Source organism: Nioella sp. (assembly GCF_965215655.1).
Lineage (GTDB): Bacteria > Pseudomonadota > Alphaproteobacteria > Rhodobacterales > Rhodobacteraceae > Nioella.
This window is the reverse complement of sequence record NZ_OZ244111.1, coordinates 239,889-266,478: the sequence shown is the minus strand read 5'-3', so window position 1 is coordinate 266,478 and position 26,590 is coordinate 239,889. Positions and strand designations below refer to the sequence as shown.

At 64.7% G+C, this 26,590-nt stretch carries 27 protein-coding genes; 8 read left to right on the top strand and 19 right to left on the bottom strand.

Features of this window, described 5'->3' with window-relative positions:
* Positions 1-16: 16 nt before the first annotated feature.
* The 4 genes from ACOOEX_RS01355 to ACOOEX_RS01340 form a co-directional block, all read right to left on the bottom strand.
* Positions 17-1,234, bottom strand: coding sequence for an NAD(P)/FAD-dependent oxidoreductase (locus tag ACOOEX_RS01355; protein WP_420396790.1), 1,218 nt, complete (start codon positions 1,232-1,234; stop codon positions 17-19).
* Positions 1,234-2,940, bottom strand: a complete 1,707-nt coding sequence (locus ACOOEX_RS01350; RefSeq protein ID WP_420396789.1) for a hydantoinase B/oxoprolinase family protein — start codon at positions 2,938-2,940, stop codon at positions 1,234-1,236. The genes ACOOEX_RS01355 and ACOOEX_RS01350 overlap by 1 nt, the downstream gene beginning before the upstream one ends.
* The gene (locus ACOOEX_RS01345; RefSeq protein ID WP_420396788.1) at positions 2,933-5,020 is read right to left on the bottom strand and encodes a hydantoinase/oxoprolinase family protein; all 2,088 of its coding nucleotides are present in this window, start codon (positions 5,018-5,020) and stop codon (positions 2,933-2,935) included. Before ACOOEX_RS01345 ends, ACOOEX_RS01350 begins: the two co-directional genes overlap by 8 nt.
* A gap of 82 nt (positions 5,021-5,102) precedes the next feature.
* Entirely contained in the window at positions 5,103-5,999 is an 897-nt protein-coding gene (locus ACOOEX_RS01340) for a LysR family transcriptional regulator (protein WP_420396787.1), read from the bottom strand.
* A gap of 106 nt (positions 6,000-6,105) precedes the next feature.
* Between ACOOEX_RS01340 and ACOOEX_RS01335 the strand changes: the two genes are divergently transcribed.
* On the top strand, positions 6,106-7,269 hold the full coding sequence (locus ACOOEX_RS01335; protein WP_420396786.1) for an amidohydrolase: 1,164 nt from the start codon (positions 6,106-6,108) through the stop codon (positions 7,267-7,269).
* Between the two features lie 7 nt (positions 7,270-7,276).
* Here ACOOEX_RS01335 and ACOOEX_RS01330 read toward each other — a convergent pair whose 3' ends face one another.
* Positions 7,277-8,713 (bottom strand): mannitol dehydrogenase family protein, encoded by a 1,437-nt coding sequence (locus ACOOEX_RS01330; RefSeq protein ID WP_420396785.1) that lies wholly within the window; start codon positions 8,711-8,713, stop codon positions 7,277-7,279.
* A complete protein-coding gene (gene uxaC / locus ACOOEX_RS01325; protein WP_420396784.1) occupies positions 8,710-10,116 on the bottom strand; it encodes a glucuronate isomerase in 1,407 nt (468 codons plus the stop codon). The genes ACOOEX_RS01330 and uxaC overlap by 4 nt, the downstream gene beginning before the upstream one ends.
* 74 nt (positions 10,117-10,190) lie before the next feature.
* Between uxaC and ACOOEX_RS01320 the strand changes: the two genes are divergently transcribed.
* The gene (locus ACOOEX_RS01320) at positions 10,191-10,880 is read left to right on the top strand and encodes a GntR family transcriptional regulator (RefSeq protein ID WP_420396783.1); all 690 of its coding nucleotides are present in this window, start codon (positions 10,191-10,193) and stop codon (positions 10,878-10,880) included.
* Entirely contained in the window at positions 10,877-11,785 is a 909-nt protein-coding gene (locus ACOOEX_RS01315; protein WP_420396782.1) for a sugar kinase, read from the top strand. The genes ACOOEX_RS01320 and ACOOEX_RS01315 overlap by 4 nt, the downstream gene beginning before the upstream one ends.
* 6 nt (positions 11,786-11,791) lie before the next feature.
* On the opposite strand, the gene ACOOEX_RS01310 is transcribed toward ACOOEX_RS01315, so the two are convergent.
* Positions 11,792-12,424 carry a ribonuclease T2 family protein gene (locus tag ACOOEX_RS01310; RefSeq protein ID WP_420396781.1) on the bottom strand — a complete coding sequence of 211 codons (633 nt, stop codon included), beginning with the start codon at positions 12,422-12,424 and terminating at the stop codon, positions 11,792-11,794.
* A 131-nt stretch (positions 12,425-12,555) separates the two neighbouring features.
* Here ACOOEX_RS01310 and ACOOEX_RS01305 point away from each other — a divergent pair, with 131 nt between their 5' ends.
* From ACOOEX_RS01305 to ACOOEX_RS01295, 3 genes are all read left to right on the top strand, one after another.
* On the top strand, positions 12,556-13,308 hold the full coding sequence (locus ACOOEX_RS01305; protein WP_420396780.1) for a DUF1013 domain-containing protein: 753 nt from the start codon (positions 12,556-12,558) through the stop codon (positions 13,306-13,308).
* Between the two features lie 109 nt (positions 13,309-13,417).
* The gene (locus ACOOEX_RS01300; protein WP_420396779.1) at positions 13,418-13,993 is read left to right on the top strand and encodes a DUF4453 domain-containing protein; all 576 of its coding nucleotides are present in this window, start codon (positions 13,418-13,420) and stop codon (positions 13,991-13,993) included.
* Positions 13,994-14,094: 101 nt separating this feature from the next.
* Positions 14,095-14,673 carry a YARHG domain-containing protein gene (locus ACOOEX_RS01295; RefSeq protein WP_420396778.1) on the top strand — a complete coding sequence of 193 codons (579 nt, stop codon included), beginning with the start codon at positions 14,095-14,097 and terminating at the stop codon, positions 14,671-14,673.
* Positions 14,674-14,695: 22 nt separating this feature from the next.
* Here ACOOEX_RS01295 and ACOOEX_RS01290 read toward each other — a convergent pair whose 3' ends face one another.
* The 3 genes from ACOOEX_RS01290 to clpS all read right to left on the bottom strand — a co-directional run bounded on the left by ACOOEX_RS01290 (position 14,696) and on the right by clpS (position 16,900).
* Entirely contained in the window at positions 14,696-15,505 is an 810-nt protein-coding gene (locus ACOOEX_RS01290; protein ID WP_071691284.1) for an SDR family NAD(P)-dependent oxidoreductase, read from the bottom strand.
* 20 nt (positions 15,506-15,525) lie between these two features.
* Positions 15,526-16,491, bottom strand: coding sequence for a methyltransferase (locus tag ACOOEX_RS01285; protein ID WP_420396777.1), 966 nt, complete (start codon positions 16,489-16,491; stop codon positions 15,526-15,528).
* A 64-nt stretch (positions 16,492-16,555) separates the two neighbouring features.
* Positions 16,556-16,900: an ATP-dependent Clp protease adapter ClpS gene (gene clpS / locus ACOOEX_RS01280; protein WP_071691286.1), complete on the bottom strand. Its 345-nt coding sequence runs from the start codon at positions 16,898-16,900 to the stop codon at positions 16,556-16,558.
* A 107-nt stretch (positions 16,901-17,007) separates the two neighbouring features.
* On the opposite strand from clpS, the gene ACOOEX_RS01275 reads away from it, so the two are divergent.
* On the top strand, positions 17,008-17,712 hold the full coding sequence (locus ACOOEX_RS01275) for an HAD family hydrolase (RefSeq protein ID WP_420396776.1): 705 nt from the start codon (positions 17,008-17,010) through the stop codon (positions 17,710-17,712).
* A 167-nt stretch (positions 17,713-17,879) separates the two neighbouring features.
* Here ACOOEX_RS01275 and ACOOEX_RS01270 read toward each other — a convergent pair whose 3' ends face one another.
* From ACOOEX_RS01270 to ACOOEX_RS01260, 3 genes are all read right to left on the bottom strand, one after another.
* Entirely contained in the window at positions 17,880-19,208 is a 1,329-nt protein-coding gene (locus ACOOEX_RS01270; protein WP_420396775.1) for an MFS transporter, read from the bottom strand.
* 217 nt (positions 19,209-19,425) lie between these two features.
* Positions 19,426-20,415 (bottom strand): NAD(P)H-quinone oxidoreductase, encoded by a 990-nt coding sequence (locus ACOOEX_RS01265; RefSeq protein WP_420396774.1) that lies wholly within the window; start codon positions 20,413-20,415, stop codon positions 19,426-19,428.
* Between the two features lie 3 nt (positions 20,416-20,418).
* On the bottom strand, positions 20,419-21,120 hold the full coding sequence (locus tag ACOOEX_RS01260; RefSeq protein WP_420396773.1) for a COQ9 family protein: 702 nt from the start codon (positions 21,118-21,120) through the stop codon (positions 20,419-20,421).
* 114 nt (positions 21,121-21,234) lie between these two features.
* Between ACOOEX_RS01260 and rpsU the strand changes: the two genes are divergently transcribed.
* Entirely contained in the window at positions 21,235-21,441 is a 207-nt protein-coding gene (rpsU, locus tag ACOOEX_RS01255; protein WP_071673777.1) for a 30S ribosomal protein S21, read from the top strand.
* 185 nt (positions 21,442-21,626) lie between these two features.
* Here rpsU and ACOOEX_RS01250 read toward each other — a convergent pair whose 3' ends face one another.
* The 6 genes from ACOOEX_RS01250 to ACOOEX_RS01225 form a co-directional block, all read right to left on the bottom strand.
* On the bottom strand, positions 21,627-22,277 hold the full coding sequence (locus ACOOEX_RS01250) for a hypothetical protein (protein WP_420396772.1): 651 nt from the start codon (positions 22,275-22,277) through the stop codon (positions 21,627-21,629).
* A complete protein-coding gene (locus tag ACOOEX_RS01245; RefSeq protein WP_306046763.1) occupies positions 22,274-22,414 on the bottom strand; it encodes an aa3-type cytochrome c oxidase subunit IV in 141 nt (46 codons plus the stop codon). Before ACOOEX_RS01245 ends, ACOOEX_RS01250 begins: the two co-directional genes overlap by 4 nt.
* Positions 22,415-22,508: 94 nt before the next feature.
* On the bottom strand, positions 22,509-23,339 hold the full coding sequence (locus tag ACOOEX_RS01240) for an endonuclease/exonuclease/phosphatase family protein (RefSeq protein ID WP_420396771.1): 831 nt from the start codon (positions 23,337-23,339) through the stop codon (positions 22,509-22,511).
* Positions 23,339-23,806: a DUF6173 family protein gene (locus tag ACOOEX_RS01235; protein ID WP_420396770.1), complete on the bottom strand. Its 468-nt coding sequence runs from the start codon at positions 23,804-23,806 to the stop codon at positions 23,339-23,341. The genes ACOOEX_RS01240 and ACOOEX_RS01235 overlap by 1 nt, the downstream gene beginning before the upstream one ends.
* Positions 23,803-24,831 carry an MBL fold metallo-hydrolase gene (locus ACOOEX_RS01230; protein ID WP_420396769.1) on the bottom strand — a complete coding sequence of 343 codons (1,029 nt, stop codon included), beginning with the start codon at positions 24,829-24,831 and terminating at the stop codon, positions 23,803-23,805. Before ACOOEX_RS01230 ends, ACOOEX_RS01235 begins: the two co-directional genes overlap by 4 nt.
* On the bottom strand, positions 24,828-26,525 hold the full coding sequence (locus tag ACOOEX_RS01225; RefSeq protein WP_420396768.1) for an acyl-CoA dehydrogenase: 1,698 nt from the start codon (positions 26,523-26,525) through the stop codon (positions 24,828-24,830). The genes ACOOEX_RS01230 and ACOOEX_RS01225 overlap by 4 nt, the downstream gene beginning before the upstream one ends.
* Positions 26,526-26,590 lie beyond the last annotated feature (65 nt).

Sequence of the window (26,590 nt, the reverse complement as noted above, 5' to 3'; positions counted from 1 at the left end):
TTGGTCTCCTGCAATGTCAGATGACCGCGCCTTCGACCATCGCTTCGCCCGCTGCCACGCGGGCGTAGCTGAAGGGCGTCAGGTCAAGGCTGCGGTATTCGTTATTTGTGATCCATTCGGCAAGCCCCCGTCCCATGGCGGGCGACTGTTGCAGCCCGTGGCCGGAGAAGCCGTTCATGAACAGGAAATTCTCCACCTCGGGATGCGGGCCGAGTACGGCGTTCTGGTCGAGCGTGTTATAGGCGTAGTGCCCGGTCCATTCCGTGACGATGCGGATCGATTCAAAGGCCGGAATGCGGGTTGCGAGGGCAGGCCAGACATGGTTTTCCCACAGACCGTGATCCATGCTGAAATCGGATGGGTCGGCGGCCGGGTCCGGGTCGCCCTTGCTGCCCGCGAGATAGGTCGTTGGCCCGTCCTGCCGCACATGCACGCCCGAAGGGTCGATGGTCAGCGGCAATTCCCGGTCGAGCGGTGTTTCGGCGGTAAAGATCCATGTGTAGCGTTTTCGCGGTTCAACTGGCAGATGTAACCCTGCCATGTCCGCCACACGCGCGGCTCGGGGACCGGCGGCGTTCACCACCTGCCCGCAGGCGATGGTGTCACCACTGGCCAGCGTCACGCTGTCGATGCGCCCCCCAGCGCGTGTCATGGCGGTCACTTCGCCCTGCACATACTCGATCCCGCCAGCCTGGGCCTTGCGGCGGAACCATTCGAAGAGCGTGCCGCCGTCCCAGTAGCCCTCGTCCCTTGTGTTGATACTGCCAAGCACGATCCCATCAAGGTCATAGAACGGGTATGCGGCGGCGATCTGATCGGGCGTCAGTAGGCGGGTTTCGGCTCCGGCGGCCAATTGCACCTTCTGGTTGGCGCGCAGCACGTCCGCGAAGGGCTCGGTGTCGGCCAGATAGAGGTAGCCACAATTCTGGACAGAGAGGTTCGGCACCCGTTCATCGCCGCCCATATTGGCACGCAGGTCCTTTATGAACGCGGCGGTGAACTGAGAGATGCGGACGTTCAGTTCTGTCGAGAACTGCTGGCGGATGCAGGAATTCGTGTGGGCGGTGGAACACCACAGATAACTGGGGTCGCGTTCCACGACCAGCACGGTGCCATCGAAATCTGCGCTCTCGGTCAACCACCATGCGAGAGACGACCCCATGATCGCGCCACCGATGATGACCACATCATAGCTGTCGCGCGACGGGGCCTCAGAAAATCCCTTTGGCATCATCAGAAGATGTCTCCGCGTTTGGCGCGGGCCAGAGTGTCGTCGATCACGGCCCGGTCGAGGGTGTAATGCTCTGCCGCAGCCTCGGGCGAAATGAAGCCGTGGGCAAGGTCTCTCAGCACATCTTCGCGGGGGCGCTGGCCCGGATCGCCGTATCCCGCGCCGCCCGGGAAGCCCATCTGCACCACGCGGCCATGGGGGACAAACTGCTTGCCCTTGCCCTTCATCGGCGTGCCGTCATCCTGCCCGATCGTCGTGGGGCCGCCGGTTGCGCCGCCGCGACGGCCTCGGGCCGGGTGGTTCACGCGGTCGAACATGGCGGAGAAGTCAAACTCGTGTCCCTCGCGCGCGCCCACATCCATGAACTGGCCAAGCCCGCCGCGATATTTGCCCGCGCCGCCGCTGTCTGGCCGCAACTCCTTGCGCCAGATGATCGCCGGGCCGACCTGCTCGGTCGCTTCCACCGGCATGGTCATGACGCCCGAGGGGAAGGCGGTGGCGCTCATTCCATCGAGCGTGGGCCGCGCGCCGGAGCCGCCGGAGTTGAAAATCAGCACTTCGGCCCTGCGGGCATGGGCGGGCGCGGGGGCGCCGCTGCGGGGGCGCAGGCTGATCTGGAAGTTGCACAGGCACCCTGCGCCCTCGGCGGGCACCGTGTCGGGCAGCAGTTTGTCGAGCGCGTCATAGACCGTGTCGGGCACCATGTGTCCAATGACGTGGCGCAACGCGACGGGCGCGGGGTGCGGGGCGTTGACGATGCTGCCTTCGGGCGCGGTGATCTCGAAGGGCGCGAGGCTCGCTGCATTGTTCGGGATCTCGGGCGCGATGGCGCATTTCAGCGCGTAGCAGGCATAGGCCTTGGTGTAGACCAGCGGCACGTTGATGCCTTTGGGGTCCACGCTGCTGGTGCCTGACCAATCACAGAGGATGCGGTCCTTTTCGATGCTGAGGCTCACGCAGAGGTCAATCGGTTTGGAATAACCGTCGATGCGCATATGGCCGTCCGCCGTGCCGGGCGTCAGCGCGTTGATGCGGTCGAGCGTGGCCTGGCGGGAATTGGTCAGGATGAAGTCCGAGATGCCATTGAGGTCGGCAAGCCCGAACTCCGTCATCATGTCGGTGAGCCGCCGATGCCCGATCTCGTTACAAGTGGCCAGCGCGTAGAGGTCGCCCACCAGCTGATCAGGTTCGCGCACATTGCCCCGGATCATGGCCAGCAGAGTGCGGTCGACCTCTCCCTTGTCAGCGAAGCGCATGATCGGGATGTAGAGCCCTTCCTCGTAGACGGAATTCGCATCCGCCCCGAAGCCGCGACCGCCAATATCCGTGACATGCGCGGTGCAGGCGAAGAAGCCGATCAGCCGGCCCTTGTGGAAAGAGGGCGTCACCACGGTGATGTCATGCAGGTGGCCGGTGCCCTCCCACGGGTCGTTGGTGATGTAGACATCGCCCTCTGCCATGGTGTCCCGCCCGATGCGGCGGATGAAATGACCAACGGAATCGGCCATTGCGTTGACATGGCCGGGCGTGCCGGTGACGGCCTGGGCCAGCATCTCGCCCTTGTCGTTATAGACCCCGGCGGACAGGTCCCCCGCCTCGCGGACGGAGGTGGAAAAGGCGGTACGCACGAGCGCCTGCGCCTGTTCTTCCACGACCGAGATGAGACGTGTCCACATGACCTGGTAGGCGACTTTGCTGAGCTCAGTCATGGCGGGGCTCCTTCGCGCGAATGTCGATACAGCCATCGGGCTGCGCGGTGGCGTTGCGGCTGGTGGGCAGGACGATGGTGGTTTCGTCCTCGGTGATGACAGCGGGGCCCTGAACGGTGGCCCCGACAGGCAGGTCGGCGCGCGGGTGGATCGCGGCGCGGGTGCGTTTGGCCAGCGCCGGGTCGAAGAGATCGCGGGTGCCCCGCTCGGCGGGAGCCTCAGCGGTTTCGGCGGGCGCAATACGGTCCACCGGGGGAACGGGCGTGTAGGCATTCACCGACCAGACGGTGATCTCGGCCTCCATCCCGTCGACGGAGCGGCCGAAAAGGCGGGTGTAGTCTTCCTCGAAGCGTTTCAGGAACGTTGCCGCATCTGGATCGGCGGCCTCTTCTGGTGTCAGCGGCACGGGAATTTCCCAGCCCTGACCTGCGTAACGCATGTAAATCTTGTAGTCGGTCAGGATGTCCGCGTTGGCATCGCAGGAGCGGACGAAGCTGCGCGCCTCCTCCTCCATTTCCGCGAACAGCGCCTTCACGCGGGCCGGGTCGAAACCCGACATCTTGGTAAAGACGGACCGATTGGCCTCGAAACTGAACGGTGCGCGCAGGAAGCCGATGGCCGAGCCCACGCCTGCGCCCACGGGCACCAGACAGCGGTCGATCCCGAGCTTCTCGCAAAGCCGCGCCGCATGCAGCGGGGCCGCACCTCCGAAGGCGATCATGGTGTAGGTGGACAGGTCCTCGCCGTTTTCGACCGCATGGACGCGGGCGGCGTTGGCCATGTTTTCATCGACCACTTCGGCGAGGCCAAAGGCGGCTTCGGTTGCGTCCATATCCAGCCGGTCGGCAAGATGGGCCTTCAGCGCCGCCTCGGACCGATCAGGGTAGAGCGGAATGGAGCCACCGGCAAAATGGGTGGGGTCAAGCTTGCCCAGTACAAGGTCGGCATCCGTCACCGCGGGCCTGTCGCCGCCGCGCCCGTAGCAGGCGGGGCCGGGTTCGGAGCCTGCACTTTCCGGCCCCACGCGGATCTGGTTCAGCGCGTCCACATGGGCAAGCGATCCGCCCCCTGCCCCGATCTCGACCATGTCGATCACCGGGATGGAAATCGGCATGCCGGAGCCCTTCTTGAAGCGATAGCTGCGGGCCACCTCGAAAACACGGGCGGTCTTGGGTGTCTGGGCCTTGATCAGGCAGATCTTGGCGGTGGTCCCGCCCATGTCGAAGGACAGCACCTTGTCCAGCCCATGCCGCGCGGCGATATCGGCGGCGAAGACCGCGCCCCCGGCGGGGCCCGATTCCACCAGCCGCACCGGGAAATCCGCCGCAGTGTCGATGTCGATGATGCCGCCCCCCGAGTGCATCAGGAAAACCGGGCAATCGGCGCCCTCATCGGCCAGCCGTCCTTTCAGCCGCCCGAGATAGGATTTCATCAGCGGCTTGATATAGGCGTTGGCGATGGTCGTGTTGAAGCGCTCGTATTCGCGCATCTGTGGCGAGACCTGCGACGAGAGCGAGACCATGACGCCCGGCAGTTTCTCGGCCAGCACCTCGGCAATCATCCGTTCATGGGCGTCGTTCACATAGGAATGCAGCAGGCCCACGGCGATGCTCTCGTAACCCGCTACGCGGAGGTCATCGGCAAGGCCTTCCACCTCGGCCCGGTCCAGCGGGATCAGCGTGCCGCCCTCGGCATCCAGCCTCTCACGCACGGTGTAGCGGCGGTTGCGGGGCAGGAGTGGATCAGGAAGCTTCAGGTTCAGATCATACTGTTCGAACCGGCTTTCGGTGCGCATTTCGATCACATCGCGAAAACCCTCGGTCGTAATCAGCGCCGTCTTGGCCCCGCGCCGTTCGATCAGCGCGTTAGTGGCCAGCGTCGTGCCATGGATGACCTGCGCAATCGCAGAAGGCGCGACCCCGGCCTTGTCACAGACACGGTGCATCCCTTCGATGATCGCATTTTCAGGCGCGGCATAGGTGGTCAGCACCTTGGTGGAAAACCGCCCGCCCGGCCCTTCCAGCACCAGATCGGTGAAGGTGCCGCCAATATCGGCCCCCAACCTGTACGACTCGCCCATTTTGACCTCCGCTTACGTGACGGGCACAGGATAGCCGACCGGAAGTATTTGGAAAAATCGAATGATCATATGGATTGGATAACTAATCGTGATCCTCCGGCGGGTAGAGCCCCGCAGCGATCGCCACCGCCGCGACCAGGAAGGTTGGGGCCGGATCGATCAGCCAGCGAGCGGCGAAGTGCAGGTCTTCCGGGTGCCAGTCATAATCCAGAACCTGCAACCGCCCGGCGGCCAGCGTCTCAGCCGCCATCAACGCGGGCACGCAGGCCACGCCCAACCCGTCATTGGCCATTTGCAGGCAGGCAGCAATATTGGACGAGGGCACCAGCCGAGCCGGCTGTTCGATCTGTCGGAAATGCGCGTCAAGCTGAGTGAAAGGATAGGATCCGCGCGCATGGGTCAGGATGCGATGCCGCGCAATCTGGTCCGATGCGACCGGGCCGGTGGGGAACCCCAGGGCGGGGGCCGCGACCCAGATGTAGGGCGATTGGCCGAGAGGCTCGGTATTGGGTGTGCGCTGGTCGAAGGGGCCGTTCTGGAAGGCGAGGTCAATCTCTCGCGCGAACAGCAGATTGGACAGGTTCTCCGACAGGTCGATGGTCAGCTCCACATCGACGGCGGGAAACCGGTCTTTCATCTGGATCAGGAAGGGCCGGAGCCATGTCTGGGCCACCAGTTCGGTCACGCCAAGCCGCAACAGCCCGTCAAACACCGTGCCATCGCCCGTGGCCTCCAGAAACCCGTCCACGGCGGCCAGAATGCGCCGGGCAGGGCCAAGCAGTTGCCGCCCCTCGCGCGTCAGACGCACGGACCCCGAGTCGCGGTCCATAAGGGTCAGGCGCAGGTGGTGTTCCAGCTGGGAAATGCGGTTGGAGATATTGGGCTGCGTGGTGTTCAGCCGGGCCGCCGCCCGCCGGAAGCTGCCCAGATCGGACACATGAACGAAGGCTTCGATATGTTTGAGGTTGAATTTGGGCATGTCGTCCGGGTCCGATGCTGTGGCGGCAGGGTTCCCCTTTGTGCTGTGAATGTCCATGCCCGATCTGCCCTTGCCCCGACGCAGGGCACGGCGCAAACATGGCCCCATGATGGACCTCAGACTGACCAATTCCGACCTTGCGGACCTGACCGACTGGCGCCGTGCCCTGCACCAGCGGCCTGAAGTATCGGGCGATGAGGCCGAGACCGCGCGGACCGTTCAAGCGGCACTGACCGCGACGGGGCCGGACAGGATCGTCACCGGGCTTGGCGGACACGGGGTTGCGGCGCTCTATGACAGCGGGAAGCCCGGCCTGCGCGTGCTTTTGCGATGTGAGCTGGACGGGCTGCCGATACAGGAGCTGTCGGATCACCCCCACCGGTCGCAAATCGACGGCAAGGGGCATCTGTGCGGGCATGACGGGCATATGACGATTCTGGCAGGCATGGCGCGCTTACTGGGGCGCCAGCGGCCCGCGCGGGGGTCGGTTCTTTTGATGTTCCAGCCCGCCGAGGAAACCGGCGAAGGCGCGGCGCGGGTGGTGGCCGATCCGGGCTTTGCCAATCTCAGGCCCGACTATGCCTTCGCCATCCACAATTTCCCCGGCATGCCGCTTGGCCATGTGGGCGTGGTGGACGGTCCGGCAAGCTGCGCGTCGCGCGGAATGCGGGTGCGGCTGACGGGGCGCACGGCCCATGCCTCGCAACCCGAAACGGGGCTGTCCCCCGCCCCTGCCCTCGCGCGGCTGATCCAAACAATGCCCAGCCTGTCGCAAGGCAAAGATCTGACCGACCCGGAGTTTGCTCTTGTCACCATCTGCCACGCACGGCTTGGTGAACCGGCCTTTGGCATCGCACCGGGAGAGGCCGAACTTTATGCCACCCTGCGCAGCCTGACCGATCCGCGCATGGAGCGGCTGGTCGCCGAGGCCGAAACCATGGCGCAGGACGCCGCGGGCGACCTGGCCCTGTGCATCGACTATCACGACATCTTCCCGGCCTGCACGAACACCCCTGTCGCGGCAGAGATCGTCCGCCGGGCCGGGGCGCGGGCGGGTCTGCCCACGGGGCCGGGCCTGTTGCCGATGCGCCCGTCAGAGGATTTCGGCCGGTTCGCAATGGCCACCGGGACGGAAAGCGCCTTCATCCTGCTTGGGGCGGGGAAGGACGGCCCCGACCTGCACAATCCCGACTACGACTTTCCCGACGATCTGATCGGACCGGGCACGGCGCTGTTCAGTGAGATTCTGCGGGAAATACTGGGTGACTGACGCCTGATCAGGCGATATAGCCCGCGACGCTGGCGGCTGCGCCGTGTTGACAGATGCCGAGATAGGCGCGGGTGACCATCTCGCGGAACGCAGGATGCCCGGCAAGCGCCGGATCAAAGACCTGATCGACCGCCAGAAGCGCGGCGACCTTGGCGGCGGGGTCAGCGGCCCCGTCGGAAACAGCACGCAGATGATCCGCTAGCGGGTCACGCACGTCAATCGGCTGGCCCGCCTCATCCACACCGCCCACATAGCGCATCCAGGCCGCCACCACGAGCGCCAGTCCCGGCACCGGGCGACCGGCGGACAAGTTCTCCGCCAACGGTCCCAGAATGCGCTGCGGCAGTTTCTGCGAGCCATCCATGGCGATCTGCCAGGTGCGGTGCCGGATCGACGGGTTTTGGTAGCGGGCCAGCAGGGCATCGGTATAGGCGGCGAGGTCTTCGCCCTCTGGTTGCGGCACCGTCGGCAAAATCTCGTCCCGCCAGAGCTTGCGGCACAGAGCCGCGAAATCCGGGTCCGCAACGCTATCGCTGATCGTCTGGTATCCGGCGAGGTAGCCCAGATAGGCCAGCGCCGAATGGGTGCCATTCAGGCAGCGCAGTTTCATCGCTTCGAAAGCCGACACATCGCGCACGAACTGCGCCCCACCCGCGTCCCAGCCTGGGCGGGCGTTGTCGGTGAAGTCGTCCTCGATCACCCATTGGCGGAACGGTTCGTGCCAGACACAGGCCGGATCGTGATAACCGGTTTGCGCGGCCAGCCGCTCGATATCCTCGGGCGTGGTTGCGGGTGTGATCCGGTCCACCATCGTCGCCGGGAACTTCACCTGCTGTGCGATCCAATCGGCAAGATCGGGGTCGCGGGCTTGGGCAAAACCCAGAACCACGCCCCGCGCCAGATGACCGTTGGAGGGCAGGTTGTCGCAAGACAGCACCGTAAAGGGCGCGGTGCCGGCACGGCGACGGCGGTCCAGGGCCTCCACCAGAAATCCCGGCGCGCTGCGGGGGTGCGCGGGATTTGCCAGGTCATGGACAATGTCGGGGTGATCGCGTCGCAGCTGTCCGTTTGCCGGATTGTGGCAATAGCCCTTCTCGGTGATCGTCAGGGAGACGATCCGCGTTGCCGGGGCGGTCATGCGATCCAGCACGGCGGCAGGGTCTTCCGGGGCGACCAAGACCTCTGACACAGATTGGATGACGCGCGGCGCAGGCCCGTCCGGACCAAGCGACACGGCGGTATAGGCCCCGCCCTGCGGCGTCAGTTGATCGCGCGCGTCAGGGCTGCGCAGGCTGACCGCACAAATCCCCCAATCGCCACCATCACGGGCCATTGCGTCAGCCGTATATACGGCGTTGAAAGCACGGAAGAAGGCACCGGGGCCCAGATGGACAATGCCCACAGGGGCGGCAGGGGTACTGCGCGACAGACGGGGATGGGTCACAGGCGGTAGGCCTCCTTCGCCAGCCGGTAGCTGAGGTCATGGGCCAGCTCGAACGCCTCGGTTTCGCGCAATCGCCCGCTGCGCACCAGCGTCGCCAGATAGGCGCAATCCACGCGGCGGGCGACGTCATGGCGGGCGGGGATCGAGCAAAAGGCGCGGGTGTCGTCGTTGAACCCGACGGTGTTGTAAAACCCGCAGGTCTCGGTCGTGGCTTCCCGGAAGCGGCGCATCCCCTCGGCGCTGTCATAGAACCACCAGGGCGGCCCCAGTTTCAGGGCCGGATAGGCGCCCGCCAGGGGCGCAAGCTCACGGCCTTGGGTGGTTTCGTCGAGTGTGAACAGGATGATCGCAAGGCCCGGCTCCATCCCCACGGCATCGAGCAGCGGTTTCAGCCCGCCGACAAAATCCGCCCGCATGGGGATGTCAAAGCCCCGATCGCGGCCAAACTGCGCAAAGACCGGCCCGGAATGGTTGCGCCACGATCCGGGGTGGATCTGCATGACCAGCCCATCCTCAAGGCTCATCCTTGCCATCTCGGTCAGCATCTGGCCCCGGAACAGATCCGCTTCCTTTGCCGTGCATTGACCGGTCAGCGCCTTTTGAAACAGCGCAGCAGCCTCCGCCACGGGCAGGTCGGCGGTGCGGGCGCTGGCATGGCCGTGATCGCTGGCGGTTGCGCCGTGCCGCTTGAAATAGGCCCGTCGGGCGCGATGCGCGGCAAGATACCCCTGCCATGTGCGCGTGTCTTCGCCTGTCAGCGCGCCAAGGCGGTCGATCTGGGATGCGAAGCCCGGTGTCTCGGGGTCCACAACCGTATCGGGCCGATAAGTGGGAATGACCCGCCCCGACCACCCGCTGGCGGTGATGGCGGAATGGGACGAGAGATCATCCAGCGCGCTGTCGGTGGTGGCGAGGCACTCGATCCCGAACCGGTCAAACAGGGCGCGGGGCCGGTAGGCATCTGTCGCCAGCAGCGCCTCGATCCGATCATAGGCGGCGTCCGCCGTGTCGGCGGTCAGGGGCTCGGTCAGCCCGAAGACATGCTCGAACGCGTGGTTCAGCCACAGGGCCGACGGGGTGCCGCGAAACAGGTGAAAATGGCTGGCAAAGCGCCGCCAGATCACGCGCGGATCGGTTTCCACCGGGCGGCCATCGGCAGAGGGCACACCCAGATCGGCCAGCGGCACGCCCTGCGAGACCAGCATCCGGAACACGTAATGGTCGGGGATCACAAACAGCGCGGCAGGGTTCGGGAAACGGTCATTCCCTGCAAACCACGCCGGATCGCAATGGCCATGGGGGCTGATGATCGGCAGATCGGCCACTGTGTCGTAAAGCGCCCGCGCCAGCCCGCGCGCACCGGAATCGAGCGGAAACAGGCGGTCCGGGTCGGTCAGCGCCATGCGAATACATCCTTGAGCAACGGTGTTTCGCAAACTAATATGCTAGTCTATCAGACCTGTCAAAGCCGAAGCAGATGCCCCTAGCCCCCCTGTCCCCGATCCAGCCAGCCAGCACCACGGACATGGTCTTTGACCGGCTTCATGACGCCGTGGTGTCGCTGGACCTGCCGCCGGGCTCGAAAATTTCGGAAGCCGAGATCGCCAGATCGCTCGACGTCTCTCGCCAGCCGGTGCGCGATGCGTTCTTTCGCCTGTCGAAACTGGGGTTCCTGACCGTCCGTCCGCAGCGGGCCACCGTGGTCACGCGCATATCAGAGACCGCCGTTCTGCGCGCGGCCTTCATCCGGACGGCGCTGGAACTGGCCTGTCTGAACGCCGCCCTGCCCCGCCTGACCGCATCCGATCTGGATGATCTGGCCGCCGATATCGCCGCGCAGGACCATGCCATCGCCGCCGGGGACCGGCCCGGTTTCCATGCGCTGGATGACCGGTTCCACCGCCGCATCTGCGAGATTGCCGGGCATGGCTATGCATGGGATCTGATCCGTGAGCAGAAGGCGCATATGGACCGGGTGCGCTTTCTGTCGCTGGCCATCGGCAGCGCCGACGCGCTGGACGACCACCGTCACCTGTTGCGTGCCATACGCGCGAAAAACCGGGACAGCGCGGAAACGGTCATGAAGCAGCATCTGGGCCGCGTGAAAAGCGCCATGGACCGGCTGCGGGGCGACCACCCGGCCTATTTCGAGGAGACCGGCACATGACCCGCACCCTGATGACCATTGGCGAATGTATGGTGGAAATGGCACCGGGCGACGACGGGCGCTTTGCCATGGGCTTCGCCGGGGACATGTTCAACAGCGCCTGGTACGCACGGCAGGTGGCGGGGGATAGGCTCCGCGTAGCCTTCCTGTCGGCGATCGGAGACGACGCCGTGTCGGCTGAAATGGAAGGCTTCATCCGCGCGGCGGGGGTCGAGCCGATGTTGTCGGTGGTGCCCGGCAAAAGCGTCGGGCTCTACCTGATTTCGCTGACGAACGGGGAACGCAGCTTTTCCTACTGGCGCTCGGATTCCGCCGCGCGGCGGCTGACGGACGGGCTGGACCGCCTGCCGGGACTTGTGTCCGGTGACTGGGTGCTGGTGTCGGGCATTACGCTGGCCATTCTGGACGATGACCGGCGCGCGCGGCTGCTTGAACTGCTGCACGAAGCGAAATCGCGGGGGGTGCTGATCGCGTTCGATCCCAATATCCGCCCGCGCCTGTGGGACAGCGCCGAGGAAATGTGCCGCCAGATCATGAAAACGGCTGCGTTCTCTGACCTTGTCCTGCCCTCTTTCGACGATGAGGCCACCCATTTCGGCGATGCCTCGCCCGAGGCCACACTCGCCCGCTACCGCGCAGCCGGGACGGCAAGCGTCGTGGTCAAGAACGGGGCGGGCCCTGTGATGGCGTCCGAGGGGTCGTCCCCCCCGGTAACGGTTCATCCGCCGGAAATCCCGGCCGTGGTCGATACGACCGCCGCCGGCGATGCCTTTAACGGTGGTTTCCTCAACGCATTCATGGCCGGTGCATCCCTGACGGACAGCATTCATGCGGGATGCGCCGTGGCTGCTCAGGTGATCGGGGCGCGAGGTGCCCTGGTGCCCGTAAGAAGCGCCCGGACCTGACCCGCGTCAACGCATCGGCGAAAACAGCGCATCGGTCAGGGTGCAATCCCGCGCCACGTCGGGCGCACAGGCGCGCGGCTCCAGCTCTCTGGTCAGGCAGATGCGCACCTCCTGCACGCGGCCCGCGCGGCAGGTGACGGTTAGCATGTCGTCTGTCAGCTGCGGGTTGGCCTCCAGGAATGCCTCTTCGATCACCTCGGCGGGCAGTCGCACGTCTCGGTCCAACTGGCGCAGCACATTCGGGCGTTCAACGCTTTCGTAGGCCAGCCGCGACAGGGCGTAATAGTCGCTGGCCGACAGGCCCGAACAAACCCCGTGCTTGTTCCATTGATACCAGGCGAGGCCGGACGTCCCCATGATATCGGCCATGGCGTTGGTCATCCCGCGCGACGGATTGCGTTCGACGGTGGGGCAGAAGGCTGGCCAGCCGTCTTCGTATTGCGGCCAGAGCCCGTGGAGCGTGAAGCCGAACCCCTGCCCCGGATCGCATTGCGGCGAATCCCTGTCATCGCCCTCGATGGCGCACCAGGACGGCGTCCAGCTCAGCGCCATGACGTAGTAATCGAAATCCCCCGCCGGTTCCCCGTCGGCCCGTGCCATGCCTGCCAGCATGAGAAATGCCAAGAATGCTCTGATCATTTACCCTTCCCAAGTCGTGCCTTCCCGCTTATATACGCCTCGACCTCCCTTACAATAAGGAAGAGCGGGGCCCGCCCCGCCAGCCGAGTCACGGCCCGAGGGAGATTTGTTTTCGCGAAGGAGCGACCGAGATGAACAAACCGATCATGGCAAAAGCCACTGCCGTCTGGCTGGTGGACAACACCACGCTTTCGTTCAAGCAGATCGGCGATTTCTGTGGCCTGCACGAGTTGGAGGTCCAGGGCATCGCCGATGGCGATGTGGCAGCCGGCGTCAAGGGCTTCGACCCGATCGCCAACAACCAGCTGACCCAGGATGAAATCGACGCGGCCGAGAAAGACCCGGCGCACAAGCTCAAGCTGAAATTCTACGCCGCCGCCGTGGGCGAGGAAAAGCGCCGCGGCCCGCGCTACACGCCGCTGTCCAAGCGTCAGGACCGGCCCAACTCCATCCTGTGGCTGGTCAAGTTCCACCCCGAACTGACCGATAGCCAGATCGCCAAGCTGGTCGGCACCACAAAGCCGACGATCCAGTCGATCCGCGAACGCACCCACTGGAACATCTCGAACATGCAGCCCATCGACCCGGTGGCGCTTGGCCTGTGCAAACAGTCCGAACTTGATGCCGCCGTGCAGAAGGCCGCCGCCAAGGCCGCCCGTGAAGGCGGCGCCATGAGCGATGATGAACGCCGCAAGCTGGTCTCGACCGAAACCTCGCTCGGCATGGATACGGAACCGCGCATCCCCTCGTCGATTTCGGGGCTGGAGACCTTCTCGCTATCCGACAATGATTCCGAGGACGACGACAAGGGCGACCTGCTGGATGCCGACAGCTTCTTCAACCTGCCCTCCGGCGGGGATGACGACGAAGACGAACAGCCCTGATCCTTGAGGATCTGGCGCAATAGCCCCCGGTCGCCCTGCGGTCGGGGGTTTTTTCTTGGCCCGGCTCCGCGCTAGATTGGCCCCGGGTCTTTTTGAAGCGGAGTCATTGATGAAACGATTTGCCCTTTGTGCCGCGCTTGCCCTGATGCCGGTTCCCGCCGTTGCAGACGATATTTTCTGCGAGTTGCCATGGTTCGCCCGCAACCTGATCTTCGATCGGGCCGGGTATTGCTTTGCCTCCCCGCTCGGGCGTGCGACGTTCGACAACACCGGCTGCACCGGATCGGATGTGACCCTGTCAGAGCGGGATCGCGCCGCCATAGATCATATCCTCGATCTGGAAGAGGTGCTGAACTGCGCCATCGACAGCAACAGCCCCCGGCTGGAACATCTGGCCCATTTCGAACATCTGCGGAATGCCGATGTGGTGCCCGCCCCGGTTGAGCATGAAAGCGGGTGCATCGGATATACCGGCCCGGTCCTGCCCTTGCGCGCCGCGCCGCAGGCAGATGCGCGCGTGATCGGCGAACTGCGTCCCGGTGACAATGTCGGCTTCATCTTCCTCAATGAAGGCATCTGGGACTACGTACTGATCAACGAGCCGGACGACGTGTCAACGCTGCGCGATGCGGGGTGGGCACCGGTCGGCCTGGGACGTATCGAGTGCGAGATGTATGCCGGGTAGCCTATCGGTCCACGGCGTGCAAAGCGCGGGATTTCAGCGCGTTTTGCACTGATCGGGCCGGTACTCTATGCTTGCAACAGACATCGCACCGGAGGATTGCCATGCCCCGTCTTGTCCTTGCGCTCGCCCTGCTTGGCCTGTCAGGCCCGGTTTTCGCAAACGAGCCCTATTGCGAGGAACCCTGGTTCATCCGCAACCTGATATTCGACCGCGCCGGATACTGTTTCTCCTCCCCGCTTGGACAGGCAATCTTCGACAATGCGGACTGCACCGGGACCGATGTGGTGCTCTCTCCGCGCGACCGCGAGGCTGTGGCCCTGATCCGCGAGATGGAAGACCTGCTGGACTGTAATATGGACACGTCGGTTCAGACCCTGTCCACATTGCCAGAGCTAAACCAGCTGCGCCGCTTTGCGTTGCTACCAATCCCCGTCGACGCCGCCAGCGGCTGTATCGGCTATCTCGGCCCGGAGTTGCCGCTGCTGGTTGCACCGGAGGCATATGGCGGACCGGTCATGGGCACCCTGACGCGGGAAAGCAGCATCCTGTTCGACTTCCTGCCAGAGAATGGCTGGGAATTCGTTACCGTGTACCCCAATGGGTGGGAAGGCCCGCCTGGCCCATCCGGCTGGGTCGAACTGGGACAGCAGCAGCCACACTGCCGCGAGATCGCGGGTTAGAAAGCGGGCAATCGGTTGCGCCTCAGTGGGCCGCCGTTCCGACGCTATCCAGCAAGGTGCGGCCGCCATCCACGGTGATCACTTCGCCGGTCACGAAGGCCGCGCCGTCGGAGCACAGGAACTGCACCGCGCCCGTGACCTCGCGCGCCGAAGCAATGCGCCCCATGGGCGTGCAATGCTTGATCTCCTGCCGCAGGTCGCGATTGTCCTTCAGCGACTCCTTCAGGCTGTTCGACATGAGCGACCCGAAGGCCACACCGTTCACGCGAATCCGGTGCGGGGCCAGCGCCACGGCCAGACTGCGCGTGGCCTGATCCAGCGCCGCGGCGCTGATCGAATAGGCCAGCAGATCGGGATGGGTGCGCCGCGCGGCGATGGATGACAGGTTGACGATCGCCCCGATCGGGCCCTCTTCGACACCATCTTCCTCTGCCTGCGCGATCATCCGCTTGGCCACCGCCTGAGACAGCCGCAGCGCCGTGAACATGTTTTGTTCCATCAGCGTTTCGACCGTCTTGTCGGATGGGTCCAGCGGGTCGGATGACATCACCTGGCGCGACGCATTCACAAGGATATCGACCCGGTCGAAGGCGTCGATGGTGGCCGACAGCAGATTGGCCACGGTCAGCCTTTCCCGCAAATCACCGGCGAAATAGCGCACCCGGCTTTCTTCCTTCACGAAATCCCCGACAACATCGGCAAGGCGTGTCTCGTCCCGGTCGGCCAGCATCACTTTGGCACCGCGTTCGATGAAATGGCGGGCAATCGCCAGCCCGACGCCATTTGCCGCGCCGGTGATGATGGCCGTTTTTCCCTGGATGGAAAGCGACATGATCCGTCTCCGTTCGTCCCTCAGCCCCGGCGCGAGCCTTTGGGCTTGCCCGCCTGATAGAGTTTGTAGCCCGCGATTTCCGCCAGCAGCTTGCCGGTGCCGAAATGCGCTTTCAGCGTCGCTTCATAAGGCAAATGCTGGTTCGCCACCATGAAGAACTGCCCCGAGGGTTTCAGCATCCGTGCCGCCGCCGCGATAAAGGCCTGTCCGAGCGCGGGGTCCGCGGCCCGTCCGGTGTGGAACGGCGGATTCGAGATAATCGCATCATAACGCTCTTCCGGCTCAAACACCGTGGCATCGGCCCAGAAGAACCGCGCGCGCGGATCGTCCACATTGGCCCGCGCGGCCTGCAGCGCGGCATATTCCGCCTCGATCAGGTCCATCGCCGCGATGCTCTCCTGCTCGTCCAGCAGCACCGCAGACATATAGCCCCAGCCCGCCCCCAGATCGGCCACACGGCCCTTGAGCTGCGGCACCAGCGCCACCAGAACCTCGGACCCCTGATCGGCCCCATCGGGCGAAAACATGCCCGGCGCGGTCACGAAACCATCCTCGGTTTCGCCCGGTTCCGCGATCCAGTCGGCCACGCCATCGGGCAGCGTTTCAGGCCGGGTCAGCCAAAAGAGCTTGCCATGCGCCTTGGACAGTGTTCCGTCCAGCGGCAGCAATTTCTTCACCGCCTTGAGGATCGATTCGATCCCCTCATCCTTTTGCCCGTCGACAGCGATCACCCCGCCGGGGCGGAGCAGCGTCAGCGCTTCGGCCACCAGCGACAGGCTCTCGCCCTTGCTTTTCACGATCTGCACCAGCGCGGCGGCAAACGCCCCCTCGGGCTCCACCCGCGCATCCAGCCCGCGCGCCGCCAGCCGGTCATGATCGGGGGCAAAGCCCTGCACGGTCTGCACCCGGTCGCGGCCAAGCGCGTCAAAATCCGCCTCGGCCCGGGCGCGCAACACCAGAACCGGGCCATCCTCCGGCCAGGTCATGTCGCCGTCTTCCAGCGCGAGGGTCCAACGATCGGGGGTCATAGGTCAGGGAACGGCCCGGCGGCTATTCCTCTTTCTCCATGGTGCATTGCAGGGGGTGCTGATTGCGGCGAGCGAAATCCATCACCTGCGCCACCTTGGTTTCCGCGATCTCATAGGAGAACACGCCGACAACGGCCAACCCCTTCTTATGCACCGTCAGCATGATTTCCACCGCCTGACTGTGGCCGATCCCGAAGAACCGTTCCAGCACATGCACGACGAATTCCATCGGGGTATAGTCGTCGTTCAGCAGCAGCACCTTGTACAAGGGCGGCCGCTGCGTCTTGGGCTTGGTCTGCGTCAGCAGGTCGGCATCATTGCCGGGGGCAGTCTTGTCCGCCAGATATGTCGGGATGTCGATTGCCATCACAGGGTTCCGGGAGTCGCAGTGTTTCGGTAGGGGTCACTATATAAGCTGCTCCCCCTCGCAGAAAAGGGGGGGATTGTCACGCGATCACGCATCAGGGGGGTAGAATGCCGGTCAAATTGCAAACAATCGGTTTCGACGCGGATGATACGCTTTGGCAGAATGAAACCTTCTTTCGCATCACCCAGACCCGATTTGCCGAGCTGTTGGCCGACTACACCGAGCGCGAGCACCTGATGGACCGGCTGTTGCAGGCGGAAAAGCGCAATATCGGCCGCTACGGGTTCGGCATCAAGGGCTTCATGCTGTCGATGATCGAAACCGCCATCGAGGTCACTGATCGCAAGGTGCCCGCCAGCGTGATCTCCGAAATCCTTGCCGCCGGGCAGGATATGCTTGGCCACCCGATCCACCTCCTGCCCCATGCGCAGAAGGCAGTAGAGACATTGTCCAAAAGTCACCGGATCGTGCTGATCACCAAGGGCGATCTCCTGGATCAGGAACGCAAGCTGGCACAATCCGGGCTCGGGGATCTGTTCCATGGCGTCGAAATCGTCTCGCACAAGACGCCTGCAATCTATGCGAGCGCCTTCGCCCGCCACGGCTTTGGCCCCGAAAGCGCCATGATGGTCGGCAATTCGATGAAATCCGACGTGGTGCCCGCCATCGAGGCCGGGGCCTTCGGCACCTATGTGCCCCATGGCCTGACATGGGAGCTGGAACATGCGGATGCCCCCGACACCCATCCCCGCTTCCGCGAAATCCCCGACCTCTCCGCCCTGCCCGCGCTGATTGAAGCGATCGAATCCTGATCTTTCTTCTTTGCCCAAATACCCCCGCTGGAGGCTTCCCATTCCCCCAGCCCCCCGGCGGGCCCGACGAGCCGCCCTGTCCGATCCTTGACGATGGCGGCAGCGTTGAGGTGGCCGAGATCCTGTCCATGTGACGGCCCCCAAGGGGCGGGAGCGTTCCCCGCCCCCTAGCCCTGCGATGGCCAGTGCAGGTGCTCGTCATCAATGATGATCCGGTGGCTATGCCGCCGAGCGCCGCCATGGGCGCGCAGATGCGGGTGATCGGGCGGCAGATCCGGGTGGCTGTGTTCAATCACGTCTGGGCGGCTGGCGGGCCAGACCCGCATGGCCATCAGAACCGAACCGCCTGCCAGCAGGGCCAGCACGGCCAGCGTCGTCTCAAGCCCCAGCCACGGCCCCAGCCACCCCGCCGCGGGATAGGCCAGCAGCCAGCAGGCATGGGACAGCGCGAATTGTGCCGTGAAGATCGCCGGACGGTCCTCCTCATGGGCAGAGCGGCGCAACAAGCGGCCCGAGGGCGTCATCACTGCCGAATTGCACAGGCCAAGTACCGCCCAGATCGCCAGCAGCAGACCCCAGCTTTGCCCGTCCCCTCGCAAGGCCGCTGCATAGCCAAGCCCGATCAGGGCCAGCCCGGCCCCACCCGCCAGCATCACCGCCCGGTCGGCCAGCCGGGCCAGCAACCGGGGCAGCGCCAGTGCCGCCAGCATCGACCCGGCCCCGAAGGCCGCCATGGCGATGGCCACCTCGCGCTCACCTCCGCCGAAGCGGCCGCGCACCAGGACCACCGTATCGACCAGCACGAAGGCGATGACGGCGGCGACGGCCATGTTCAGGGCCAGCAACCCCCGCAGGCGGGGCGTGGCAAGGTAGATGAACGTCCCGCGTGTCAGCCGTTCGCGGAAGGGTCTCTGCGTTCCGCTGTTCCGCGAGGGTAGAGAGACGCTCAGGATCAGAGCCGCCGAGATCAGGAATCCCGCGACGGTGCCCACGAACAGCATGGAATAGCTGACAACCAGCAGCAGAAGCCCGGCAATCGTCGGGCTGAGCAGGTTTTCGAGGTCATAGGCCAGCCGCGACAGCGACAGCGCATTGGTGTAGTCCGCCTCATCGGTCAGCACATCGGGGATGGTCGCCTGGAAGGCGGGCGTAAAGCTCGCTGATGCCGCCTGCAGCACGAAGATCAGCCCGTAGATCTGCCAGACCCCGTCGATGAAGGGCAGCGCCAGCGCCACGCCGGCCCGGATCAGGTCGGCCCCCACCAGCACCGCCTTGCGTGGCACATGCGCCAATGCGGCGGCCAGCACCGGCGACAAAACCACATAGGCCACCATCTTCAACGTCAGCGCGGTGCCCAGAACCGTGCCCGCCCGATCGCCCGCCAGATCATAGGCCAGAAGGGCCAGGGCGACGGTCAACAACCCCGTGCCCAGCAATGCCACGATCTGCGCCGTGAAGAGGCGGGCAAAAACGGGATTTTTCAGAATGCGCAGCATAGTGATTTCTTCCTAGGACGGGGCCACATGCCCGGTAATCAGTATCAAAACAGCCCCGTGACAATCCACGGAACCAACACCACAAACGGACCAGTCACAAACCTCACCGGTCCAAACCTGCCTCCCCCCTATCCCGTGGCAACGCGGCCCGAGGAGGGCCCCGGAGGGGCTTGACGAGGGCCGCCCCGGGGTCGACGACGCAGTCGGCGAAGCCGCCCTAGCGGACTTTCAGAACGATCTTGCCGATATGGGCAGAGCTTTCCATCCGCGCATGCGCCCTGGCGGCGTCCTCCAGCGGAAATTCGGAATCCATCACCGGCCCGATCCTGCCCGCCTCCAGCAGCGGCCAGACATTCGCCGCCAGTTCCGCCGCGATCCGGGCCTTGGCCTGAACGCTTTGCGGGCGCAGTGTCGATCCCGTCATGGTCAGCCGCCGCGTCATCAGCTGCGCGAAGTTCACCTCGGCCTTGGGGCCTTGCAGGAACGCGATCTGCACCAGCCGCCCGTCATCGGCCAGCGCCTTGAGGTTCTTGGCAATATAGGGCCCGCCCACCATGTCGAGGATCAGGTCCGCGCCGCCCATCCCGCGCAGCACCTCCGCAAAATCCTCCTCGCGGTAGTTGATCGCCCGCTCTGCGCCCAGATCCTCGCAGGCGGCGCATTTGTCTGCCGAGCCCGCCGTCGCAAAGACCCGCGCGCCAAATTCGCGCGCCAGCTGGATCGCGGTCGTGCCGATGCCCGACGATCCGCCATGGACAAGGAACCGCTCCCCCGCCTGCAGCCCGCCGCGCATGAAGACGTTGGACCAGACGGTAAAGAACGTTTCACACAGCGCCGCCGCGCGGTCCATCGCCATGCCCTGCGGCACCGGCAGCGCGTGATCGGCATGGGTCAGCACATATTCCGCATAGCCGCCGCCGGGCAGCAGCGCCGTCACGGTGTCACCCACCTGCCACTGCGACACGCCCGGCCCCACGGCGGCCACGGTCCCCGCCGCCTCCAGCCCCGGCAAGGGCGAGGCATCGGGGGGCGGTGCATACATGCCCGCGCGTTGCAGCGCATCGGGGCGATTGACGCCTGCATAGTCCACGGCGATCAGGATCTGCCCCGCGCCGGGTGTGGGCACCGGCACTGTCACCGGGCGCAGCACCTCCGGCCCGCCGGGTTCCGAAATCTCCACCGCGCGCATCGTCTCTGGCAGGTTCATCGCTTATCCTTCCCCCTGGCCGTCACCCCGGCCCCAATGTCCCGGCATGTCGGCCATGCCCCCTTTCGAGGGCGGTTTGATCTGGCTCAGCAACCATTCCGGCCCTGCCATCAGCGGTTTCAGCAGCTTGCTGTCCCGCGCCTGCGCCTTGAACTTCTCGAAGCGCATCACGTCCTCGATCCGCCGGTCCAGAAAGGCCCAGGTCGCCTCGTGCCCGTCGGAGTGATCGCCGAGCCAATAAAGCACGACCGAGGAATAGACCCCCGACAGCGTCATGCGCTTGGTGTACCAGTTGTAATCGTCGCTGGTGTCGCCGATCGCGGTCCAGATCTTGTCAGCGGTTTCCCACAGCGCCTTCGCCCCGTCGCCCGCATGAATGGGCAGGGCGAATAACGTCGTGCCGCGCCGCACCGCTTCCTTGTCCATCTCCATCAGCTCCAGCCGCAGCCGAATCGCATGGGTGATCTTCTCGCGAATCTTCATGCCCGCCAGCGCCTCGGGCGTCAGCGCCGCGACCATCGCGTCATCGCCGCGCCGGTGAAACGCCAGCGCCAGGTCGACTGGCCCGCGCGGGAACAGCGCCCGCGCCTCGCCCGCATCGGCGCCGATGTCCGCGATTGCAGCGGTAAGCGTGGCTTCGGACCAGCCGTCAAAGACGACATGCAGCAGGGCGGCATCGAGAATTTGGTCTTTCAGATCTTGCATCGGGGTCTCCTTTCGGGACGCGTGGCAGATGCTGGACATATAGCCGGGCTTTTGCTAAACGGCCACCTCCTGCAAATTCTTGCAACTCCAACTTAGAAAGGTGGTGAAAACCACATGCAGGTTAGCGTTCGTGACAACAATGTCGATCAGGCCCTCCGGGCTCTGAAGAAAAAGCTGCAGCGTGAGGGTGTTTTTCGTGAGATGAAGCTCAAGCAGCATTACGAAAAACCGTCCGAGAAAAAAGCGCGTGAGAAGGCCGAAGCAATTCGCCGTGCTCGCAAGCTGGCTCGGAAGAAAGCGCAGCGCGAAGGGATGCTCTAAGCCCCCTTCAGGCTTTGCGAACCAAGGGGCGGCTTGCCGCCCGAACGACGCCCCCGCGCCACCCGGCCCGGGGGTTTTTCTTTGGCATCGCGTGACGATCAGTCAGCCCGGCGCGAAGGGCGCAAGAAAACACCCCGCTACCGGATGGTGCGGGGTGCGAAAGCGGTCAGACCTGACGGCGCCGATCAGCCGCCATCTGCGATGATCTCGGCCACCCGCTGATTGCGCAGTTCCACCGCCGCCTGTCGTGCCAGAATCTCGCGGTTGTTGTCGGAATCATCGTCATAAACCCGCTCTTCGCGCACACCTGGAATTTCAGCGAAGGATTCCATGGTCCGGCGTGGGAAATAGGATCGCTGGATGTGACCCCATCCGGGAACCTGGCCGAGGATATGCGAGATCGAGAAGGAACATTGCGCCTTGGGTACCGCGCCGTAGGACAGCACCGCCTGACTCAGCTGTGCCGCAATGGCGGGTGTCACTTCCACCTCCTGCACCACGACGTGGTAGGTCTCGCGCGCGTGGTAATCCATGTAGAAGTCATGCAGTTGCGGACTCATCCCGAAGAACACGTCATTGCGTTCGGGGGCCTGCGGGTGGTGCCAGGTGCCAGCCGGATCGAACAGCAGCCGCTGTTCCCCGTCGATCATCAGAGCGGAATGGCCACCCGCCCCCGAGGTATTCGAGATCATGGTATAAAGCGTCACCGTCGGCGGGCCAGCGGGAACGTAGCGGGCGCGCGCAACGGCCTCGTCCGGGGCCCAGACCGGTTCCGCGCCACAGGCGGCCAGGCCGAGCAGGAGCCCGAGGGCCAGGAACGCGCGCCGGAAGATCATTGGAAGAACACCGCCAGGATCACCACCACGACCAGACAGGCAATGATGCTGTTGGTCAGGAATTTCACGAAGCCGTTGAAGGTTGCTTCCTGATCACGGATCTCCATTTCACCGTGCTTGTGGGTGTTGTCTGCCATCGGGTCTGTCCCCATTCGTCCTGTGTGTTGCGTTGCGATTCGAATTAGACGATTTCGCCGCGCCTGTCACGGGTTTCACCCCCTTGTAACGGCCTTATGTGACCGTTTTACCCGGCTTGCGGGCCGATAGGGTCAGCAACAGCGGACAGTGGTCCGACACCTCCGGGTTGCGCACCACGTCGAACCCGGCCTCCGCCAGAGAGGCGCTGACCAGCATGTAGTCGGCAAACTTGCCGGGTTTGGGATAGAGCCCCGTGCGGGTGCCGTCATGGCCCCGTCCGGTGACCAGATCGCGCAGCCCGATCCCGGCCAGAATATGGAAAGTGGCGCTGTCAGGCAGAACATTGAAATCGCCGCAGGCCACAACGTCCTCCCCACGCTCGGCCAGGCCTTGGATCATGGCCGCAAGACGCTCTGCCTGCGCAATCCGCTCGGCGGTATCGCCCTTGCCGGACAGATCACGCAGCCCGTGCATGTGGACGACGGTCAACGCCCGGTCGCGCGCATGATCCCAGACCCGGATGCCATGCGCATTTCTGGACCTCGGATGGTCGCCGAACCCGTTGGCGCCATAGCTTTTGTGCACAAAGCCCTGCACCTGCCCGATCACCGGCACCGTGCGCCGCACGAAGGTGGCAAGCCCCCACTGCGAAGGCACAGGGCGGTCCCCGTCCCACAGAACACCCTGCGCGGCCGGGCAGAACTGCCCCGCATGATCGGGCAGCGCGGTGGCGATATCGCGGTAGAGGTTGGCGCGCTGGTTCAGAACATGATCGCCGTCCCGATAGGTCAGCCAATCCCTGTCGCTTTCGGGGCTGTGGGTCACCTCCTGCAGGCACAGAATATCCGGGGACGCGTCCGAAAGATACGAGATCAAGGCGTCATGCAGCTTGCCGCCCCAGGCGTTCAGGCACAAAACGCGCATCAGCCTTCGGGCTCGGCCTCCAGATCGCCCGCCAGACGGAATCCGATCCGCTGCGCGGGCCTGTCGGGCAGTTTCGGTAGCGCCCGCAGGGTGACGTTCAGCTGGCTGACATGCTGGATCATCTGGGTTTTGATGCCCACGTCGTCGCTGCCGTAGAAGGTCAGGATATCGGGACCGAAAAAGCCCATCCCCTCGATCCGCATCACGCCGCTGTCGGACCCGGTGAAGCCCATGGCGACCTCGTGTTCCGCATCGAGCTGCTTCTCGAAATTCTGGATGTAGAGTATGATCCGCTCATAGGCCCATTCTGCGGGCGATTTCTCTTCCACCGGTTTTTCCTGCACTTTCGCGGGCAGGGGCAGTTGCTCGGGCGTTGGCGGGGTGCAGGGGTCGCAATGCACAACGCCCGCATCTGGCAACGCTGCTGCCTCCATCGCCTCGGCCGATGTCTGGATATCCTGTGTCACGTCCCCTCCCTGAGTTGCCACAGCCACGCGCCGTCTCCCCGTTTCTCGCGCGTGACCTCGCCCAGGGCAAGGAGATGATTGAGATGCGCCACCGCCTCGACCAGCGCCAGCCCGTAAGTGCCTTCGCCGATCTGCCTTTTGAACAAGGGCAGAAAGCAATCGGACGCAACGCGGGGCCGGTCCAGATGCTCACGCAGACGTGACAGGGCGCCGTGGTGATTCTCGATCAGTTGATGCAAGCGGTCGGGCAGCCCGGTGAAAGGCAGCTTGTGGCCCGGCAACACCAATTGGTCGGCGCGGGCATAGCGGGCGAGGTGCCCGCAGCTTTCGATCCAGTCCGTCACCGGGTCGGCCATCGGCTCGGTCGCGTAGACGCCAAGATTAGGCGAGATCGACGGCAGGAGCTGATCACCTCCCAGAACCAACGGTTCATCCCGGCACCACAGGGTCGCATGTTCCGGCGCGTGACCATGACCGATGCGCACATCCCAGTCACGCCCACCTATCCGCAAGTGGTCGCCTTCGCGGATGCGGGTGTAGCCAAGCGGCATCGGGGCCACGACATCAGCGAAGTTGAAGGGTCGCTCTGCCGCGCGTTTCGCGAAAATCTCCGGGTCCATCCCCGCACCACGCCAGAAGGCGAGCGTTTCCTCGGTCGGCCTCTCCTGCACATCGAGCACCAGCATCCGCGCCATCAGCCAGGCGGTGCGGGTGGTGATCAGCTCCGCCCCGCGCGACTGGAACCAGCCCGCCAGCCCCACGTGGTCCGGGTGGTGGTGGGTGACGATGACGCGCGTGATCGGCAGGCCCTGCAACGGACCGGCCATCACCTCTTCCCACAATGCCCGCCCCTTGCGGCTGTCAAACCCGGTATCGACGATGGTCCAGCCGTTCTCATCCCGCAGGGCGAAGACATTGACATGGTCCAGCGCCATCGGCAGCGGAAAGCGCAGCCAGAGAACGCCCTCGGCGACCTCGATGGCCTCGCCGGGGGCGGGGGGTGTTTCGAACGGGTAGCGGATCACGCCGCGAACTCATCCGCGCTGAGGGCATAGACATCCTCGGCCCCGGCCAGCGCCTGCGTCAGCAACCCATGGGCCTCTGGCAGCAACCGGCCAAGGAAGAACCGCGCCAGCTTCGTGCGTGGCCCTGTGCCGCCCTCGGCCATCGACGCCTTGAGGTGATAGTGCCCGCCAAGAACCCGCGCCACGCCCATCAGATAGGGCACCGCCCCCGCAAACCGGTCGTTCATGTCCATCGCGACCAGCGTTTCCGTTGCCGCGCGCAGTGCTTTCGCAGCCGCCGCCAGCCCCGCATGATCGCCCGCAGCCGCCGTCGCATCGACTTCATCCAGCAGCTCGAACATCGCCACGCCGCCATCCATCATCTTGCGCGCCACAAGGTCCATCGCCTGAATGCCATTGGTGCCCTCGTAAATCGCCGTCACCCGCACATCTCGCAGATACTGCGCCGCGCCGGTTTCCTCGATGAAGCCCATGCCGCCATGGACCTGAATGCCCAACTGGCTGACGGCAATCCCGGTTTCCGTGCCATAGGCCTTGGTCACCGGCGTCAGCAACGCCGCCCGCGCCGCCCAGGATGCATCGCCCGTGGCCGTCGCCATGTCGATCGACACCGCGTTGTCGAGTGCAATCGCCCGCGCCGCGAAGATCTCCGCCTTCATCTGCATCAACATCCGGCGCACATCCGCATGATCCAGAATCGTGCCCGTGCCGCCCTCAACCGGGCTGCGCCCCTGTTTGCGTTCCAGCGCATAGGCCAGCGCATGCTGATAGGCGCCCTCGGCGGCACAAAGCCCCTGCACACCCACGCCAAGCCGCGCATTGTTCATCATCGTGAACATCGCCGCCATACCGCCATGGGGTTTGCCGACCATCCAGCCGCGTGCCCCATCGAACTGCATCACCGCCGTGGGCGAGCCATGCAGGCCAAGCTTGTGTTCCAGGCTCACCACGTTCAGGCTGTTGCGCTCGCCCGGATTGCCATCCGCATCGGGGATGAACTTGGGCACCATGAACAGACTGATCCCCTTCGTCCCCGGCACCCCGTCGGGCAGCCGCGCCAGCACAAGGTGGCAGGTATTGGCGGTGAAATCGTTGTCACCCCAGCTGATGTAGATCTTCTGCCCCGTGACGGCATAGGTCCCGTCGCCATTGGGTTCGGCCTTGGACCGCAGCGCGCCTACATCCGACCCGGCCTGAGGTTCGGTCAGGTTCATCGTCCCGTTCCACTCGCCCGAAATCAGCTTGGGCAGGTAGATCGCTTTCAGCTCGTCGCTCGCGTGATGTTCCAGCGCCTCGATCTGGCCCTGCGTCATCAGGGGGTTCAGCTGCAGTGACAGGCAGGCAGACCCGACCATCTCATTGACCGCCGTCGTCACCGCCATCGGCAAGCCAAGCCCGCCATGGTCCGGATCTGCCGACATCCCCACATAGCCACCCTCGGCAATCGCCCGATAGCCATCGCCAAAGCCGGGGCTGGTTCGCACAACGCCGTTTTCCAGATAGGCCCCCTGCAGGTCACCCCCCCGGTTCAAAGGCGCCAGCACCGTTTCCGCCATCTTGCCCGCCTCGGTCAGGATCGCGGTGACCATATCCGGCGTGGCCTCGGCAAATCGTTTAGTCGCGGCAACACGGTCGAGGCCAACAATATTCTCGAAGATAAACTCGAAATCGGTCACGGGCGCGGTATAGGGCATGGTCATTCCTCCTTGGCACGGGCTTGGCACCGGGTCGGGCCGCTCGCTTTGGGCCTGTCCTTGGG

Bases quoted from the DNA above. Each gene is read 5' to 3' on its own strand.
- ACOOEX_RS01225 (WP_420396768.1), bottom strand. From the start codon at position 26,525: ATGCCCTATACCGCGCCCGTGACCGATTTCGAGTTTATCTTCGAGAAT.
- ACOOEX_RS01250 (WP_420396772.1), bottom strand. From the start codon at position 22,277: ATGATCTTCCGGCGCGCGTTCCTGGCCCTCGGGCTCCTGCTCGGCCTG.
- ACOOEX_RS01265 (WP_420396774.1), bottom strand. From the start codon at position 20,415: ATGAACCTGCCAGAGACGATGCGCGCGGTGGAGATTTCGGAACCCGGC.
- ACOOEX_RS01275 (WP_420396776.1), top strand. From the start codon at position 17,008: ATGCCGGTCAAATTGCAAACAATCGGTTTCGACGCGGATGATACGCTT.
- ACOOEX_RS01350 (WP_420396789.1), bottom strand. From the start codon at position 2,940: ATGACTGAGCTCAGCAAAGTCGCCTACCAGGTCATGTGGACACGTCTC.
- ACOOEX_RS01320 (WP_420396783.1), top strand. From the start codon at position 10,191: ATGCCCCTAGCCCCCCTGTCCCCGATCCAGCCAGCCAGCACCACGGAC.
- ACOOEX_RS01305 (WP_420396780.1), top strand. From the start codon at position 12,556: ATGAACAAACCGATCATGGCAAAAGCCACTGCCGTCTGGCTGGTGGAC.
- ACOOEX_RS01245 (WP_306046763.1), bottom strand. From the start codon at position 22,414: ATGGCAGACAACACCCACAAGCACGGTGAAATGGAGATCCGTGATCAG.
- ACOOEX_RS01340 (WP_420396787.1), bottom strand. From the start codon at position 5,999: ATGCCCAAATTCAACCTCAAACATATCGAAGCCTTCGTTCATGTGTCC.
- ACOOEX_RS01300 (WP_420396779.1), top strand. From the start codon at position 13,418: ATGAAACGATTTGCCCTTTGTGCCGCGCTTGCCCTGATGCCGGTTCCC.
- ACOOEX_RS01335 (WP_420396786.1), top strand. From the start codon at position 6,106: ATGATGGACCTCAGACTGACCAATTCCGACCTTGCGGACCTGACCGAC.
- ACOOEX_RS01355 (WP_420396790.1), bottom strand. From the start codon at position 1,234: ATGATGCCAAAGGGATTTTCTGAGGCCCCGTCGCGCGACAGCTATGAT.
- ACOOEX_RS01285 (WP_420396777.1), bottom strand. From the start codon at position 16,491: ATGACCTGGCCGGAGGATGGCCCGGTTCTGGTGTTGCGCGCCCGGGCC.
- ACOOEX_RS01290 (WP_071691284.1), bottom strand. From the start codon at position 15,505: ATGTCGCTTTCCATCCAGGGAAAAACGGCCATCATCACCGGCGCGGCA.
- ACOOEX_RS01270 (WP_420396775.1), bottom strand. From the start codon at position 19,208: ATGCTGCGCATTCTGAAAAATCCCGTTTTTGCCCGCCTCTTCACGGCG.
- ACOOEX_RS01295 (WP_420396778.1), top strand. From the start codon at position 14,095: ATGCCCCGTCTTGTCCTTGCGCTCGCCCTGCTTGGCCTGTCAGGCCCG.
- clpS (WP_071691286.1), bottom strand. From the start codon at position 16,900: ATGGCAATCGACATCCCGACATATCTGGCGGACAAGACTGCCCCCGGC.
- rpsU (WP_071673777.1), top strand. From the start codon at position 21,235: ATGCAGGTTAGCGTTCGTGACAACAATGTCGATCAGGCCCTCCGGGCT.
- ACOOEX_RS01240 (WP_420396771.1), bottom strand. From the start codon at position 23,339: ATGCGCGTTTTGTGCCTGAACGCCTGGGGCGGCAAGCTGCATGACGCC.
- ACOOEX_RS01260 (WP_420396773.1), bottom strand. From the start codon at position 21,120: ATGCAAGATCTGAAAGACCAAATTCTCGATGCCGCCCTGCTGCATGTC.
- ACOOEX_RS01310 (WP_420396781.1), bottom strand. From the start codon at position 12,424: ATGATCAGAGCATTCTTGGCATTTCTCATGCTGGCAGGCATGGCACGG.
- ACOOEX_RS01345 (WP_420396788.1), bottom strand. From the start codon at position 5,020: ATGGGCGAGTCGTACAGGTTGGGGGCCGATATTGGCGGCACCTTCACC.
- uxaC (WP_420396784.1), bottom strand. From the start codon at position 10,116: ATGGCGCTGACCGACCCGGACCGCCTGTTTCCGCTCGATTCCGGTGCG.
- ACOOEX_RS01315 (WP_420396782.1), top strand. From the start codon at position 10,877: ATGACCCGCACCCTGATGACCATTGGCGAATGTATGGTGGAAATGGCA.